Source organism: Pseudoflavonifractor phocaeensis (genome assembly GCF_016901955.1).
Taxonomy (GTDB): domain Bacteria; phylum Bacillota; class Clostridia; order Oscillospirales; family Oscillospiraceae; genus Flavonifractor; species Flavonifractor phocaeensis_A.
Window position 1 is genome coordinate 1 of sequence record NZ_JACJLC010000074.1, and the last position, 15,622, is coordinate 15,622.

At 56.2% G+C, this 15,622-nt stretch carries 20 protein-coding genes; 12 read left to right on the forward strand and 8 right to left on the reverse strand.

The window, feature by feature from the left end:
* Positions 1-257 precede the first annotated feature (257 nt).
* From H6B51_RS13495 to H6B51_RS13525, 7 genes are all read right to left on the reverse strand, one after another.
* The gene (locus H6B51_RS13495) at positions 258-1,355 is read right to left on the reverse strand and encodes a tyrosine-type recombinase/integrase (RefSeq protein WP_204884180.1); all 1,098 of its coding nucleotides are present in this window, start codon (positions 1,353-1,355) and stop codon (positions 258-260) included.
* Positions 1,356-1,435: 80 nt separating this feature from the next.
* Positions 1,436-2,008 carry a Uma2 family endonuclease gene (locus H6B51_RS13500; RefSeq protein WP_204884181.1) on the reverse strand — a complete coding sequence of 191 codons (573 nt, stop codon included), beginning with the start codon at positions 2,006-2,008 and terminating at the stop codon, positions 1,436-1,438.
* 51 nt (positions 2,009-2,059) lie between these two features.
* Entirely contained in the window at positions 2,060-2,500 is a 441-nt protein-coding gene (locus H6B51_RS13505) for a PH domain-containing protein (RefSeq protein ID WP_204884182.1), read from the reverse strand.
* Between the two features lie 151 nt (positions 2,501-2,651).
* Positions 2,652-3,584: a BRCT domain-containing protein gene (locus H6B51_RS13510; RefSeq protein WP_204884183.1), complete on the reverse strand. Its 933-nt coding sequence runs from the start codon at positions 3,582-3,584 to the stop codon at positions 2,652-2,654.
* Between the two features lie 34 nt (positions 3,585-3,618).
* Positions 3,619-5,049, reverse strand: coding sequence for an exonuclease domain-containing protein (locus H6B51_RS13515; protein WP_204884184.1), 1,431 nt, complete (start codon positions 5,047-5,049; stop codon positions 3,619-3,621).
* 189 nt (positions 5,050-5,238) lie between these two features.
* Entirely contained in the window at positions 5,239-5,844 is a 606-nt protein-coding gene (locus tag H6B51_RS13520; RefSeq protein ID WP_335342165.1) for a LexA family protein, read from the reverse strand.
* Positions 5,845-6,091: 247 nt separating this feature from the next.
* Complete coding sequence (locus tag H6B51_RS13525) at positions 6,092-6,490, reverse strand: hypothetical protein (RefSeq protein ID WP_204884186.1); 399 nt, start codon at positions 6,488-6,490, stop codon at positions 6,092-6,094.
* A 110-nt stretch (positions 6,491-6,600) separates the two neighbouring features.
* On the opposite strand from H6B51_RS13525, the gene H6B51_RS13530 reads away from it, so the two are divergent.
* From H6B51_RS13530 to H6B51_RS13575, 10 genes are all read left to right on the forward strand, one after another.
* Positions 6,601-6,810 carry a helix-turn-helix transcriptional regulator gene (locus H6B51_RS13530; protein ID WP_204884187.1) on the forward strand — a complete coding sequence of 70 codons (210 nt, stop codon included), beginning with the start codon at positions 6,601-6,603 and terminating at the stop codon, positions 6,808-6,810.
* Between the two features lie 40 nt (positions 6,811-6,850).
* Positions 6,851-7,297 carry a helix-turn-helix domain-containing protein gene (locus H6B51_RS13535; protein ID WP_204884188.1) on the forward strand — a complete coding sequence of 149 codons (447 nt, stop codon included), beginning with the start codon at positions 6,851-6,853 and terminating at the stop codon, positions 7,295-7,297.
* Positions 7,298-7,321: 24 nt separating this feature from the next.
* Complete coding sequence (locus H6B51_RS13540) at positions 7,322-7,570, forward strand: hypothetical protein (protein WP_204884189.1); 249 nt, start codon at positions 7,322-7,324, stop codon at positions 7,568-7,570.
* 141 nt (positions 7,571-7,711) lie between these two features.
* On the forward strand, positions 7,712-7,894 hold the full coding sequence (locus tag H6B51_RS13545) for a hypothetical protein (RefSeq protein ID WP_204884190.1): 183 nt from the start codon (positions 7,712-7,714) through the stop codon (positions 7,892-7,894).
* On the forward strand, positions 7,891-8,703 hold the full coding sequence (locus H6B51_RS13550; protein WP_204884191.1) for a hypothetical protein: 813 nt from the start codon (positions 7,891-7,893) through the stop codon (positions 8,701-8,703). The genes H6B51_RS13545 and H6B51_RS13550 overlap by 4 nt, the downstream gene beginning before the upstream one ends.
* Positions 8,693-10,171: an AAA family ATPase gene (locus H6B51_RS13555; protein WP_243421312.1), complete on the forward strand. Its 1,479-nt coding sequence runs from the start codon at positions 8,693-8,695 to the stop codon at positions 10,169-10,171. Before H6B51_RS13550 ends, H6B51_RS13555 begins: the two co-directional genes overlap by 11 nt.
* Positions 10,168-10,368 carry a hypothetical protein gene (locus H6B51_RS13560; protein ID WP_204884192.1) on the forward strand — a complete coding sequence of 67 codons (201 nt, stop codon included), beginning with the start codon at positions 10,168-10,170 and terminating at the stop codon, positions 10,366-10,368. Before H6B51_RS13555 ends, H6B51_RS13560 begins: the two co-directional genes overlap by 4 nt.
* Before the next feature lie 12 nt (positions 10,369-10,380).
* Complete coding sequence (locus tag H6B51_RS13565; protein ID WP_204884193.1) at positions 10,381-11,166, forward strand: ParA family protein; 786 nt, start codon at positions 10,381-10,383, stop codon at positions 11,164-11,166.
* A complete protein-coding gene (locus H6B51_RS18155) occupies positions 11,153-12,127 on the forward strand; it encodes a DUF3102 domain-containing protein (protein ID WP_204884194.1) in 975 nt (324 codons plus the stop codon). The genes H6B51_RS13565 and H6B51_RS18155 overlap by 14 nt, the downstream gene beginning before the upstream one ends.
* Positions 12,124-12,462 (forward strand): hypothetical protein, encoded by a 339-nt coding sequence (locus tag H6B51_RS13575; protein WP_204884195.1) that lies wholly within the window; start codon positions 12,124-12,126, stop codon positions 12,460-12,462. Before H6B51_RS18155 ends, H6B51_RS13575 begins: the two co-directional genes overlap by 4 nt.
* A gap of 91 nt (positions 12,463-12,553) precedes the next feature.
* Here the strand turns inward: H6B51_RS13575 and H6B51_RS13580 are convergent, their stop codons facing one another.
* A complete protein-coding gene (locus H6B51_RS13580) occupies positions 12,554-13,024 on the reverse strand; it encodes a hypothetical protein (RefSeq protein ID WP_204884196.1) in 471 nt (156 codons plus the stop codon).
* Positions 13,025-13,380: 356 nt separating this feature from the next.
* Between H6B51_RS13580 and H6B51_RS13585 the strand changes: the two genes are divergently transcribed.
* Complete coding sequence (locus tag H6B51_RS13585; protein WP_204884197.1) at positions 13,381-14,187, forward strand: hypothetical protein; 807 nt, start codon at positions 13,381-13,383, stop codon at positions 14,185-14,187.
* The gene (locus H6B51_RS13590; RefSeq protein ID WP_204884198.1) at positions 14,180-15,160 is read left to right on the forward strand and encodes a hypothetical protein; all 981 of its coding nucleotides are present in this window, start codon (positions 14,180-14,182) and stop codon (positions 15,158-15,160) included. Before H6B51_RS13585 ends, H6B51_RS13590 begins: the two co-directional genes overlap by 8 nt.
* Positions 15,161-15,622: the final 462 nt, after the last annotated feature.

The window sequence follows — 15,622 nt, forward strand, 5'->3', positions numbered from 1 at the left end:
CAAAGTGCACAACCCCCGTCATTCCGAGAAAAACGACCGCCCAGTGGGCGGTCGTTTTTCGTGGGAATCCGTCTCCTTTTGCTGGGAAAACGGATTGCCACGCCAGTGTACGCACTGGCTCGCAATGACAGGTTTGTGCAAACTGTCAATTTTGCAACAGGCCCTCTGGCAGCGGGAGAAGGATTCGAACCCTCACATACAGAGTCAGAGGCAGACAGCTGTGAAGCGTGAAATAACTGCGGCACAGCGGATATACGTTATAGGTTGTTTAAATTTCCACCAGTATTTCCACCAGTTCCGTCCAAAAGGGCCATATTGGCATGGAGGGTGGTAGTATCCCGATGGGTATAGATGTTGGCGGTAACGGCCACGTCCGAGTGCCCCATCAGCTCCTTGGCCACGTTGAGCGGGACACCGGCCCGTTGGAGATCGGTGCAGAACGTATGGCGCAGGCAGTAAGGGGTCAGGTCATCCGCCAGCACCGAGTGGGTGATCTGGTTGCGATATACGGTGGCTCCCATGTGGATGTCCAGGGCTCGGCGGAAGGACCGCCACCAGCGGTACATGGTGGCATCGTCCGGATGTTTCCCGGAGACAGTGGGGAACACGGGAGAAAATGGTGCTCCTCTGGCAGCCTGAAGGCGAGGCAGCAGCGCGGCGTGGATGGGGATATCCCTCACCCCTGCCACCGTCTTGGGCCCTTTGATGGTGTCCGCTCCGCTTTCTCTTGCTGCGTGGACGTGGATCTCATTGTGGGCGATGTCCACATCAGCCCAGGTGAGTGCGGCTGTCTCCCCGGGCCTCATGCCGGTGTACAGCAGCGTGAGTACCCACAGCCCTGCCGGGTGGGTTTGGGACACAGCCAGCAGCCCGGTCCGTTCTTGGTCGGTGAGAGATCTTCGGCGGCCCTCGGTGACAGTGGGGAGCTCCAGCAGCTCTGCCGGATCGTAGGGGATCAGGCGGGACTGCCTGGCCCGCTTGAACATCTCACGCATCACCATGCGCAGCTTCTTGACATGGCTGGCGGATCGGCCGGCCTGTCCGTTCAGAACGCGCTGCAAGTGGATGTCCTTCACGTCCCGCAGCTTCATGTGCCCCACGGCGGGGGAGATATATCCGTTGTATTTCTCCGTGTACATACTCAGGCTTTTCTGTGTCAGGCCCTTTGGCTCCTTATATGTGGACAGCCATTGGCGAAACCATGCGTCCACCGTCATGGCGCCGGAGACCAGCTCTTCGCCGCGCTTTACAGCGGCCAGCTTTTCCGCCAGCTTCGTCATGGCCTCCAGTTCGGTCTTTGCGGTGGCCTCGTACTTTTTCCCATGATAGCGTGCGGTTTTGCGTACATATCGCATCTGGCTTCACCTCACATAGATACATATGTTCGATTTCTGGCGTTTGAAGAGGCCGGGGCGGGCGCCCCGGCTTTTTTGCGCTATTCAGTGGGAAACACCTTGGACAGCTCCACGAAGCAGCCGTCCAGTACGTGGACCTTGGCGATGTCCTGGGGGGTGTAGAGCTCCGCCACCCGGTAGCGGCCGCCGGAGAGCAGGCTCACCTGGACGGTGCGCTCCTCCGGGCTGACGATCCAATATTCCGCCACCCCGGCCCGCTCATACAGGTTGTATTTGGTGAGCCGGTCGTGCCGCTGGGTGGAGGGGGAGAGGATCTCGATCACCAGATCGGGGGCGCCCTTGCAGCCCAGGTCGTCCAGCTTGCCGGGATCGCACACCACCGACAGGTCGGGCTCCACCAGGGTGTCCACGTCCTCCGGCCGGTCGTGGGCCTTCTCGAAGAGCCGGACGGCGAAGGGGGCGGGGTAGACCCTGCACTTCTTCCCGTCCAGGTAGTTGCCGATCTGGCGGGTGAGCTCCGCGGCGATCTCCTGGTGGACCCGGGAGGGGGGCGCCATCATCACGGCCGCGCCGTCGATCAGCTCAATGCGCTCCTGTTCCTCCCAGGTCAGCGCGTCGGCCAGAGTATAGCGGTGTTCTTTGGGCAGCGGCATGGTAGTCTCCTTTCAGCGGGCTTTGGCGTCAACATCAAGGGAGCCGCGCCGTTACCGGTTCAGATTTTCGTGGTTCTCGTAGGCGATCTCCTGGAGCTGCTTGTACAGCGGCTGGATATCGTATTTCTTGGGGAACTCAAATTTCTTCTCTGACACCGATACCCCGCCGCTGGCCCGGTAGTAGGGGGAGGAGATGTAGGAGATATTGATCTCGCTGTCATCCATGCCAAAACCGGAGGTCTCGGCGGAGACGTGAATGATGCTGGAGAGATTGATGGAGTCCACCCGCATCTTCTGGCCGGTGGCGCCCTGCTTGTCAAAGTCCACGATACGCTTGTTGGTGAAGAGGACCACATCCCGGACCAGACGGAAGCCGGTCTGGATGGTCTCACCGTCCATCAGATAGGGGTCGTATTCTTTCGTCAGTTCCTCCACGGATACTTCGCTCATGTTGCCCATAAAACCCTGGGTCAGATTACCGAACAGTCCCATAGTAAAACCTCTCTTTCTTCATCATGAAACAATCTTTTTTCGTTTGAATGATCGGTCATAGTATTGGCGTCTATATGTTATCGGCCCCGCCCCGGTGCCGCCAGCGGGGTCAGCAGAGGAAAATGGACAGTAGATTTTTCATATGTTTTATTTACGTCCTCTCAATCGTGGGGGTGATATCCATATCGTCTACGGTGTCCCAGAAGTCGGTTTCATTGACGATGACGATCTCAGCGCCCTCTTTCCGCAGACTGACGGCCTGCTCGATCTTGCGGCCATAGCAGGCGTAGGCCCAACAGGGATTACCGGCATTACCCACCACAAGGTAGTCGGTTTTGGCCGAAACAGAAGTGCGGACGGTGCCGCCAAGCTGGGTCACGAGCTGGGCGATCTCCGCCCGCTTGGCCCGGTAGAATTCGCCGGTGAAGCAAAATGTCTTGCCCTCAAAGGAGATCTCCGGACATACGGCACAGATACCACCGATGCTGTATTGTTCCCGCAGTCGGGAAAATTCCTTCTCAGACAGGTTGTAGGAGGAGGTAAAGTCGATGACGCCCCCAAACAGGACCATCAGGGTCTCCCGTTCCCGCTGGGTGATCCTTTTGTCCTCCAAGATCACATAGAGCAAGCTGTTGATCTCATCAAAGGGGTATGTACCGGCAAGAAATTGATTGGCGTCCATCCAGGATTTCAAGGCGAGAATTTCCCGGTCACTCAGTTCGCCATCGGCCATGAGGCCATGGAGCATACCGGACAGGAACTGGATGGAAGAGGTGATCATGTTGTAGTAGGAATTGTTGTCGGCGAAGTTATTGCAGAGCCACAGGATGTCTTTTGCCTCATCCTCTGTTACAACGCCATCCTCGGTGGCCCGCTCCACCACGGGCAGGATCTCAGAGAAGGGGTGACGGTCACGCAGATCGGCGTGGAGCTCACACCAGTGGACCAGCTCAGTGACCTCGCTGGAACCTACCTCCATATCGGAATTGATGCCCGCTACAAGGCCCCGCAGGGTGTTGACGGCTTTATGCAACTCCGCGGGCTTTGTGAATTGGCGGTAGTTCTCTAGCTCTTTTGTGGGCATAATGTTCCTCTCCCTCTTGTGCGTGATGGAATATTTAATCTGCTGCACTATTATTCAATAATAATTTGATGAACTCGGCCTCGTTTATGATTTGAATGTGGCCATCTTCATGTTCATTTAACCAATGAGCTTTCTTTTCTTTTGTGCTCATATTATCTATGTCGGACGAACTGCTATCCTGAGTTCCAACTACCAAATAGTCGGTATTTTTTGAAACGCTGCCAGTAAGGAAGGCGCCGCAATCCTCTGCCAACTGCGCGGCTTGATGGCGCGGTATCTGCATTGTACCGGTAAATAGAATGCGCTTTTGATATAGAGGGTGATTTGGATCTATGGCAGCTTTTTGACACGCGGCTTCACGAATGTAGTACCGTTTACGGGCGCGATACTGTTTGCGCCGCTGGGATTTTGTAGACGGGTAAGGAAGGATAAATAAGGACAGATCCACATGTGCCCTGCACGCGCAAAAGATTTGATAAGTGAAACGGACATCAGATAGGGCTCGGTGTTCTTGTTCTCCATCTATGCCAAGATAGGAAATCAGTGTACTCAGCTTATGGTTAGGAGCATTTGGGAATGCGTGTTTTGATAAGGTCAGTGTGTCAAAATAGTGGAAATTTGCGTGTAAATTAGCCTTCTGGTACGCATGAAGCAAGAAGCGCAGATCAAAGGTGGCGTTATGAGCAACAACAGGAAGATCCCCGATAAACGCTGCAATATCCTGTATTGCTGTGGACAAATCTGGTGCGCCGGCAATATCAGCGTCAGTAATCCCAGTGAGTTGCGTGATATAAGGAGGAATAGGATATCCGGGGTCAATCAATGTGTTGAAACAATCAGTCTCCTGCCCGTTTTCAACCCTGATGGCTCCGAATTCAATGATGTCGTCAAACTCTGTAGAGAGACCGGTGGTTTCTACATCCAGTACAATGTAACGCTCTGAATAAGCGGGATGGGAGGAAGTTTTAAATTCCGGATTTGGTACAGAGGATAAGCCCTTAGCTGGAATCAGACGATCTTCTTCTTTCTTAAAATGTTGGCCGGGGAAGTTAAAGTCCTCTTGTAGTCGTTGAATGCGGGTCCGGTTTATGTCTAAGTGGCAATTATCATATAAACGAGGATCGTTCTCTAATTCACTGGATTCTTTTGGCTTTAGCCTGGCTGTGACTGATGGAGGCTGGAAGAAAGTGTTCGCTTTTCCCGGGCTGGGTGGTGGGGAGACTGAATGGAGACCTGGATCGGGCTGATTCTCATCGACTACGACATCACCGGTGGCGCCGCTGCCCTCCGGTTGCGGATACGGTCCAGCGGCACTGCCCGGAACGACATCTGGTACAAGATGGACAGTGTGATGGCCGTCATCGTCTTGGCTATCCTGGGTTTGGTTATCGGTTACCTGCTGGTCAATGCGTTCGGGAACGCAGGCCATGAAATAACGAAAGATTAGAATAAAGGAGCCAATCATAAGCAGGACCATGCTCAATAGGATATACCCAATGGCTGACAGTATATTCGCTAACGCACTGAGCGACAGAAAAATTATACCGAGACAAATGGTTAATATCCCTATAACGAGAGATACCAGATGCTTTTTTCTGGGTGACTTGGACCCCATAGTACAAGACCTCCAGGTACTTAGCGTCCTACTTGAACACTATTTTATTTTCCGCCGCAGTTCCACCACCACGCCGATGATCTGAACAGGCAAAGACTCGATCTCGGCGGGGGAGTAGATACGGGGTGGATACACTGGGTTGGTGGGGCGCAGTTCCAGGCTGCCGTCCCCACGGATCATGACCTGCTTGAGGGTGGCTTCTCCGCCGTTGACCAGAACGGCGCAGTCGTCGCCGCTCTCGCAGGTCTTTTCTTTTTGCAGGATCACGGTATCCCCTTCCAGATAGCGGGGATACATACTGTCTCCTTTGACCCGCAGGCCGAAATACTGCCGGTTTCCGGAGCTCCAAGCCGCCGGGATCTCCTCCCAGTCCAGGATATCCTCTATGGCGTCCAGGGGGATGCCGGCGGGTATGGTGCCGAGAACAGGAATGTGGATGCCGGAGGAAGATCCTCCGGAGACCTCGCCCAGCAGTTCGCTGGTAGTGACGCCGAGATAATCAGCTAACAGTTGGACTTTTTCAATAGATGGCATACTGCCTCTTCTCTCAATCTGATTTATCAGATCTTTCCCGGCACCACTCTCTTTACAGGCTACAGTTGGTTTGACACCTTTCCTGTCGCAAAGTAGTTTGATATTTTGCACAAATTCCTTAGCATCCAAGTGGCATCACTCCTTAATAAAGCGAATCTGTAATATCAGACAAATAATCTTAAATTGAAGAATTATGATTAACCCGTAGCGAACCACAAGTTTAGCGGCAGTCATGGAGAGAAGGTGAGGAAGGCCAACCCGATAGTATGGTTCTGTGCTGGCATTATGGCGACGTGTTTTGCGGTAGAGTTGTACCTCCTGATAATGGGACCGATAACTGGGATCCTTGAAAAGCGATTTACGGATGACCGGCTTTCCGAGTCTGATCTAGGTGCTCCCGCATTTTATACCCTAGACTATTTACTCTCTCATCCACCGACAAAGCCCTTGTCGGATTTGACGATGCCCAATCCAATACGAAAGTGTAAAGGTTCTGGGCGTCAACAGAAATTTCATGTGAAGCAAAGAGTTGAAGCCGGTAGAGAGCGGCCGCTAACGCATTGCGTTCAGAGGCCCCGCGGAGGAATACAAACTCAGAGATACAGCAGAGGTAATCCGAATAGGCCGCTGCCATTGCGGAGAAATATGTTCCGGTCAAAGCGGTTTTCCAGCTTTGGTGCACAGAGTAGAGGGAAACGCAGACGGCGGCAAGAGAGATCGAGGCGGAAATGGTCGAAAAGAGGATATCAAGTTCCATGTGTAGGCTTCCGCTCCCTATGCCCATGATATTTTACCTTTGCTTAGGTTCACTATTAGTAAATCATACCATACAACCAGTCAAAGAACAACCTGAAAGGAGGGAAAAAGGTGAAGATCAGAGAGCTGCGGGAGGCCAGGGGCATGACCCAGGCCGAGCTGGCCCGGGCGGTGAAGGCGTCCAAGCCCACGGTCTGTATGTGGGAGTCGGGGGCCAGACGGCCCGGCCTGGACTACCTTCTGGCTCTGGCAGATGTGTTCGGCTGCCCGGTGGACGCGATCTTGGGCCGGGACAGCCCCCGGGAGCGGGACGCCAGCTGAGCCCCCACATACAGTCTAACCCAACGAGGAGGAGTTAACCATGCCGGAGGAATGCCGAAATATCTACAAAATCTGCCGCCGGTCCGCCGGACTGACCCAGGAGGCGGCAGCGGAGCGACTGGGGATCAGCGTGGAGTCCCTGCGGGCCTATGAGTGCGGCCAGAGAGTGCCGCCTGATGATGTGGTGGATCTCATGTCGATCCTGTACAATGCGCTGCATCTGATCGCATGGCACGCACGGGCCAAAAACGCCATGTACAGCCGGGTGGTGCCCGAGATCCAGCCCAAGTCCGTCCTGGAGGCCAGCGCCAAGCTGACCAACCGGATCTTCGCCTTCGCCGAGTCCCACGCCGACCGGCGGCTCATGCGGATCGCCGAGGACAACGTGATCGACACCACGGAGAGGGCCGAGTTCGACTCCATCCTGGAAGATCTCCAGGAGATCGTGGAGGCCGCCCTGGAGCTGCGCTGCGCCAGGGAGAACTAATACACAGACAGGAGGGATCGTGTCATGAAAACCAGCGAGAAAGTCACCCCCCGCTACCGGGAGGTCCGAGCCAAGCAGGACATCATGCGGGACCGCTACGGCGGGATGATGGAGCTGAAGGATATTGCCACAGAGCTGGGGTATAAGTCCCCAACCTCTGCCCGGGCGGCGGTCCGGGAAATGGGCCTGCCCGCCACCCAGGTGGGCAGAAAAAAGAAATACGACACGGATATCGTGGCCCGCCGTCTGGTGGAGCTGCGGGGAAACTGTTGAGGTGACCCATGGAAAGGCAAAAAAAGAGACCCCCCTGTCCGTGGGCGCGAACAGAGAGGTCAGTCAATGGTTTCGTGCATGAAAACCACTGTTATTATAGCATAACCAACCGGGATTTGCAAGAGAAAGGGGGCCAAGAGGATGATGTGGAACACTGAGCAATGGAGGCCCCTGGACCTGTGCCGGCGGGGCCAGCTGGGCCCCCATGACGGCGAGCTGATCGTCCTGCATATGATCCCCAGGACAGCGGCCCCGGCGGAGCTGCGCAAGCACTACGAGCTGCGGTGGATCTGCCTGCGGGAGGACGGGGGTGGCGCCCCTTGACCGAGTATCATTTCAATGCCGAGCTGGCCCAGCGCCACGGGGTGAACGGGGCCATCTTCCTCCACGCCATGGCCTTCTGGATCGCCAAGAACCAGGCCAACGGGCGGCACTTCCATGAGGGGCGCACCTGGACCTACAACACCCTGGAGGCTCTGGCCAAGCTCTTCCCCTTCTGGACCCGGCGGCAGGTGGAGCGGATCACCGCCAAGCTGCGGGAGGAGGGAGCCCTGCTCACCGGAAATTTCAGCCAGGACAAGACCGACCGGACGGTATGGTATGCCCTGTCTGACGATGTGCTGGCGGTCTATCAGCTCCCGGTTGGGCCCATTTCACCGGATGGTGATATGGGCCAGGGAGAGGGCGGGGAAGGGCCGCCTCCCATTTCACCGGATGGTGAAATGCATTTCACCGAACCGGGACAGCCATTTCACCAGACGGTGAAATGTAATAAGGAAACAGTTACTGACCAGTTATATTATCCCCCCTTACCCCCCAAGGGGGGACGGGCGGGCAGGAAAGAGAACCGGGATGCCGTTAAGGCCCTGCTGGCGGAGTATGCCGGGGAGGATCAGGAGCTGGCCCAGGCTCTGGACGACCTGATGGAGGTGCGCTCTGCCAAAAAGGCGGTGGACTCCCCCCGAGCCATTTCCACCCTGCTCCACACCCTGGACAAGCTGGGGGGCGGCGACCGGGATGTAAAGCTCCAGATCGTACGCCAGTCGGTGACCAACAGCTGGAAGAGCGTGTTCCCCCTGAAGGGGGGACAGGCCCCTCCGGACAGAAGGGAGCGGGAGCGCCATGTGGAATGAGTCGGAGGGAGTGGACGAGGTGCTGGTCTACGATCCCAAGTTCATCGACCCCAAGCTGCCCACTGGCTTCTGGTTTTGTGCCGACCCGGCGGACGTGCTGGCGGTGCAGATCAACGCCGGGTGCCTGCGGGCGTCGGGAGGCTGGGAGCGGCTTGGCCGGCACGAAGCCTTTTTCCTGCAATTCTGCTATGTGCTGGTGGTGTGCGCCGACCCGGCCAAGCGGGAGGTCATGGTGCGGGAGCTGCGCAGCCGCCTGCCCAATGTGATCCTGCTGGCGGTGGAGGACAAGGGCTTTCGGGCCTGCCCCTCGGTGCGGGAGCTGCGGGATACCTACGGCCTGAAGGCGGTGGATCAGATGCTGCTGGAGGCGGTGGAGATCCCGGCCTATGGCCTGCTGGATCTGGCTGACGTGAAGCAGCCCGATGTGACCCGGCTGGACAAGGTGCTCTATGGCATCCCCAACTTGGACCGGGCCACCGGTGGAGCCATCATGGGGGAGCTGTCGGTGTGGACTGGCAAGCGGGGGGAGGGCAAGAGCACCCTGCTGGACCAGTTCCTGCTGGAAGCCATCGACCAGGGTCAGCCGGTATGCGCCTACTCCGGGGAGCTGTCCGCCTGGAAGTTCAAATACTGGGCTTCCCTCCAGGCTGCCGGTCCCCAAAACTTACGTCTCACAGAGGACAAGCTCAGCGGGCGGCGCGTGGCGGCCCCCACACCCTTTGCCCAGGAGCTGATCGACCAGTGGTGGAAGGGCCGGTTCCTGCTCTATGACATTGGCACCAGTACTTACCATGACGCAGCCAATATCCTGCGGGTGTTCCGGTATGCCCACCGGCGATACGGCGCCAAGGTCTACCTGGTGGACAACCTGATGACCGCCCGGTTCCGGGGGAATGACCGGGACTTCTACCGGGCCCAGTCGGAGTTTGTGGCGGAGCTGGCCTCTTTTGCCCATGACAACCAGGTCCACGTCCACCTGGTGGCCCATCCCCGCAAGACCGATCAGATCGACGACGCGGACGACGTGGCCGGCATCGGGGACGTGACCAATCTGGCGGACAACGTCTATGCGCTGGAGAAGGAATCCAAACCGGAACGGCAGCAGGACTGTGTCCTCACCATCCTGAAAAACCGGTTTTTCGGGGAGCGGGGCCGGAGCATCGGGTTGAATTTTGAGTCCCAGAGCAAGCGGTTTTACAAATCGGGTACCGGAAATCCCAATAAGGCCTACGGCTGGGCGCTGAGCGGCCCGCAGATGTTCCTGGAGCTGACCCGGCCCGATCCGGACGATCCCTTTGCGCCGAGAGGAGGAGCTGATGGACAGAGCCAAGGCGATCGCGCTGCTGCGTCTGGAGATCCTGCGCCGGGAGGCCATGGCCATGGTGAGCACCCTGCCGGAGGGGCACCGGCAGGTGGCCCAGGCCCTGACCCTGGCGGTGGAGGCCCTGGAGGAGGTGGAAGGCCATGAGAGTGGGGGACAAGCTGGTATGGACCCCGTCGGGCTTTGACCATGAGGTCAGTGGCCAGCGGGCGGACAGGCAGCGCAAGCTGCGGTCGGTCACTGGCCGGATCGTCTACATACATCCCGCCGGGCGGTACTACCTGGCGGAGGCCCTGGTGGGCGGGGCCGTGATCCGGGAGTGTTTCCCGATGAAAAACAGATAGGAGTGTTCGCGCATGAAAACCTTTGCCATTGTGAATCGCAAGGGCGGGGTGGGCAAGACCACCACCGCCGTCAATCTGGCCTATGTGCTGGCCACCGGCTGCCGGCTGCGGGTGCTGCTGGTGGACGCCGACGGCCAGGCCAACGCCACCCAGATCCTGCTGCCCCCCGGGGAATACGCGGGGCTGGGGGCCCTGCTGCGGGGGTACGCATGCTGCTGGGACGAGCTTGTCATCCCCACCGATGTGGATGGGCTCCATGTGCTGCCGGCGGCAGAGGACCTGGGGGCCCTGGACCTGGAGGCCGCCGGGGGCGACCGGAGCCGCTGCTATCGGGCCGTCCGGGATATGCGGGAGGCCCTGGAGGAGGACGGGGCCTACGACGTGATGGTCATCGACTGCCCGCCCAACCTGTCCGCCGCCTGCGTGGCCGCCATCCTGGCCAGCGACTCCGTCATCATTCCGGTGCTGTCCGACGCCTGCTCCGCCACCGGCGTGGGCGACCTGGTGGAGCAGATCGCCAGCCTGCGCTCCCTCCACCCGGCACTGCGGGTGGCCGGGGTACTGGTCAACCAGTGGCACAGGAGCCCCGTGGTGGAGGTCTCGGTGGCCTACCTGCGGGAGGAGGGCATGGTGCCGGTGTACGATACCGTGATCCGCCGCACCGACAAGGTGCCCGAGAGCTCCTGGGCCCGGATGGCCGTCCAGCAGTGGAGTCCCTTCTGCTCGGCGGCCCGGGACTACCGGGCCTGGGTGGCCGAGCTGGCGGCAAAGGAGGGCATCAAGTATGGGCAAGCCTGACTTGGGGGCGCTCATCGCCCAGACCATGGCTCCGCCGCCGGAGCGCCGGACCATCGAGGCCATCACCGGGGAGATCCTGGAGGCCAAGCGGGCCGGGGGTGAGGCCATCCTCACCATTGGCCGGTGCCTCATGGAGGCAAAGGGGATGTTGCGGCATGGAGAATGGCTCCCCTGGCTCAATGAACGGGTGGAGCTGTCGGAGCGGACGGCCCAGAAGTTTATGAAGCTGGCCCGGGAATGGTCAAATCCGAATACGTTGGCGGATTTGGGGGCGTCCAAGGCCTTGATGCTGTTGGCCCTGCCGGAAGGGGAGCGGGATGCCTTTCTGGAGGACCACAACGTCATCGATATGAGCGCCCGCCAGCTGGAGGCGGCCATCAAGGAGCGGGACGAGGCCCGGGCTGCCGCCGAGCAGGCCCAGGCTGACAAGCAGCACGCGGAGCAATCCAGAGCCAAGATGGAGGAGGACATGCGCCTGCTCAATGCCCGTTTGGCGGGCAGCAGGGAGGACCAGGAGCAGGCCATGCAGGACGTCGCCCGTCTGGAGGCTGAGCTGGCCGAGCTGAAGGCCCGCCCGGTGGAGGTGGCCGTGGAGACGGTGGTGGACCAGGAGGCTATCGACAAGGCCAGGGCCGAGGCTGTGGCCGAGATGCAGGCCAAGCTGGACAAGGCCAAGGAAGCCGCCGCCAGGGCCAGGGACAAGCAGAAACAGGCCGAGGCCTCGGTGGAGATCCTGAAACGCTCCCTGGAGGAGCGGGAGAAGGTGGACAAGAAGGCCGCCATAGCCGGAGACAAGGAATTGGTCCAGTTCGAGGTGCTATTCAACCAGGGGCAGGAGCTGGCCCATAAGATGCAGGGCTACCTGCTCAAAGCCCGGGGCCGGGCGGATCAGACCGCTGCCCAGGGCATGGAGAAAGCCATCCGGGCCTTGGCGGATCTCATGGGGAGGTGCGCGGAGTGATTGAGCAGGTGATTGAGATGCTGAATGAGCAGCAGAGCAAAGTCAAGGAGCGCTCCGCACCCTGGATGGTAGCGGAGCAGCTGAAGGATATTTGCCGGAGAGAGCCGGAGAGTGCGGAGCTGCTGGCAAAGGACTTGGAAAACCCTCAAATGGGGATCGTTCAGGCGGAGAAAAAGATCAAGGCCTTTGCAGATGGTCATAAGTCAGGTGGCTTCTCCTGCGTCACGCCGCTGGAGGCGGAGGAGATCCTGCGGGAGTTTTATGGGCTTGGCGCCGCCTCCGCTGCGGCCGGCGGGGATACTCCGAAGGTTCTCAGCCTAGCGGACTTCCTGTGAGGTGCGGCATGGATATGAACTGGAAATCACTCGCCGCAATGCTTCCTGTCCAGCCCTGCGACGAGCTGAAGCGGGATGTGTTGATGGGCATCTACGATAAAATGATGCTTACGATGAGCACATGAAGCCAAGTAAGTGGCAGCCTTTTGCAAATTGGACTGGTGAGCTTATCCATTACAGACATTTTTGCTTCGGCGACATCAGGACTATTTTTTACCTTAGTAAACATACTCCGCAGGCGCCCTTTTTTATTCGTCACCTGCTCTGGTTGAGAATCCTCCGGGGCGGCATCCTCATCATCACTGTCCTGTTCATCCAAGTGCTCGTCTGGTTCGTCTGAGGATTGGATTGGGGATTTGATGATGGCAACTCTCCGTGTCCAGTTGCCATTTTCGTCAAGCAGGTAGAACCGACGATTGGCCTCATCATATAGGCCACGGGTAGCTATATTCCCAATTATAAAAGTTCGTTCAGGAAGAGACATAATCCGATCTACATCGGCTTGAGTCAATTCAATCGGTTTGCTCTGTTCCTGCGCCGGACGGTTCGGATTATCTGCCATAGATATTTCGGACATTCATATCCATTATGGTTTTCCATGATAGGATAGTAGTCCTTCTCTCCTTTCTTCTGTTTGAAGCGTATCGTCTAAAATCGGCCGTTTTAGGCCGTGGACGCCAGTATATTTACCTGCGGCACAATACACTTTAATATAATATACCATATATTTTTTATTTGGTCAATTTATGGCGGAGGGTCAACCAACAAGTGCATATTTGCTTGCTTCATAAGAGAACGTTGACTTAAACGTAAAAATGTGGTATAAAATAATCAGAGGAACATATAAACTTTGACATGCTCGTAGCGTATTAAAGATATCAATCAAGCCTGAAAATCACCAGAAAAGGAGGGATCGGAGTGCCTCAATCTAAAATCGAACGAATTCCTGCTGAATATACGGACGCGCTCCACGCATATATTTTGTCGATGCTCGACGACCCGGCTTTGGAAATGGGCATCCGGGAACGGAAGAAAAAAGAGTACAATGAGTATCTGGCGGCACACAGACCAATCAATGTTAGGCAGTACAAGCACAAGGGCAAGCCGCCGGAGCAGTCAACCCAAAAGTTGGCACAGTATGGCCCCGGCGGATTTAATGAGCTTCTCCACATTGCGGATCTGTCTTTTCAGGATTATTTTGAAAAAATCCGAGGCGAAGCAGATCAGTTTCCGGTATTGACTGCGGACGAGTTGTGGCTGAGAGACGCTTGTGATCGAATGGACGATGTGACACTGGATAAGGTGCGCACAATAGCGACTGAAATGTCTCCTGAGTTCTGGAGCTCCCAGGAAGCCGAGACATTTACACCTACGCTTCGTGTGACCACTCTGATCTCCATGCAAATCCCGCGTAGCGAAAGGAATGGGAAATTACCGCCCAAAGTAAACACTGAAACGATTACGAAAGCAGTCTGTGACCGGCACCGGTATACCACTGTTGATATGAAGGATCTCCTTGTAGTGTCCAACGCTTTTCATGTGTCAATTCATTGGCTTATGATGGGAGATGATAACGTTTCTGCGACAGCCCGAAATCCACGTACAGAACGAGTTTTAACTGCGTACGGCTTTATGTCGGAAGCTACTCAGCAAACCTTTTTGAAATTGGTCAAATATATTGACGCAATGCAGAATATGTGGGCAGAAGGTGAATCAAATGAGTGAGTATGATGCCAACGGGTTCAGCGTTGAGGTAGCAGAAACGCCCAAAAAAAAGCGAGCACCTCGCGGCGAGAAAACGGAGCAGCAAAAAATTGCAGAGGAACGTGCAGCTCAGTATCCTTATAAGTGGCCCGTTGATGATCAGGAACTGCGCGAAGTGAAAGACCGAAGGCTCCGACAGATCGTGGTGCGAAACGCAATCCAATATGCCCGTAGGCATGCTGCAATCAACGCACGCAAGTATATGGATGAATGTGGGATACCACCTTCGGTTATTTGTAAGGATATTGGAATACTCCAGGACACTCTATTCCACGCGGTCAATGATGAACTATTTTCTATGCCAACTGATGCGTTGGTAAAGTTTTGCTACAAATACCTGCACATGTCCGTTCAAGAGTTCCTGTTTGGGAAATCCAAGCCGACACTGTTGCCTCGGAAATTACAGACAGTGGCCAGGAAATTGTATGAGTATCAAGAAGAGGGGCCAGGCCAAACGGAAGGACACGCCAAACTCTGTACCATCCATATGCTGGGGCAGAACATTTTTCGCAACAAAATGGGAGTGGATCGACCGGTTGGGGTGGAAAATTGTGGTGTTGAATCTACGAAAATGTATGTAGACCGCGTTCTGGAATATGCGGATGACCACTATCTGCATATAGATAACATCCCCATGGATCTGAATGCGAAAGTAACTGTCAGACGCCTGATTGTGGATAACGCTCCAATGACCCGTGGCCAAATGACAGCCATTATGCGCAGTTCTATTAGCTGCGGAGCGACGATGGACTACTTCTTGGCCCGAGATTACACGATTTTCGGTACGGTTGCGTTCGTGGATGCTGAGGGCGAATTACGCGAAATTCAGAATCGCTATGCGTTGGAGATTATTGGAATGCTTCTCAACATGACAGCGAACGCACAGGACGAATATATCTCAAAGATTATCTATCGGACTAGATTTGAGGAGTGAACCGCAGGTCTGATCTTTGGCTTTAACCTTTGTAAGTTTGATACGGTACTGGTAATAAAACGGACACGCCTGTATCGCGGCAGCTTTTCTGCCATCTGCGTGCGTACTGTTACTTGCCGCCCGTAAACGGGCTGTTAGATGGAATTGAGGTAACCGTCAAATCCGTGGCAGCAGAAGAGCCATGGCATGGGCCGTGGCTCAGGTAAAATCAGATTATCCGTTTGTTTTGCATTCTGCCGGTGCCTGGACAGGAATCAATTTCATAGCCCAGGCTTCCGGGAGTGAGAGGATCACGGAAGCCTGGGCTATTTTGCGATCTTCATTCTTCATAAATTGATCACATTGCAGGAACTCAAGGTAAGCGCTCAATAACCACCCGTATACAGTCAAAACCCGGTAGGACTTGCAATCCTACCGGGTTCGTTTATTTGCAATCAGAGGTCTCCAAATATTTACGGCGTT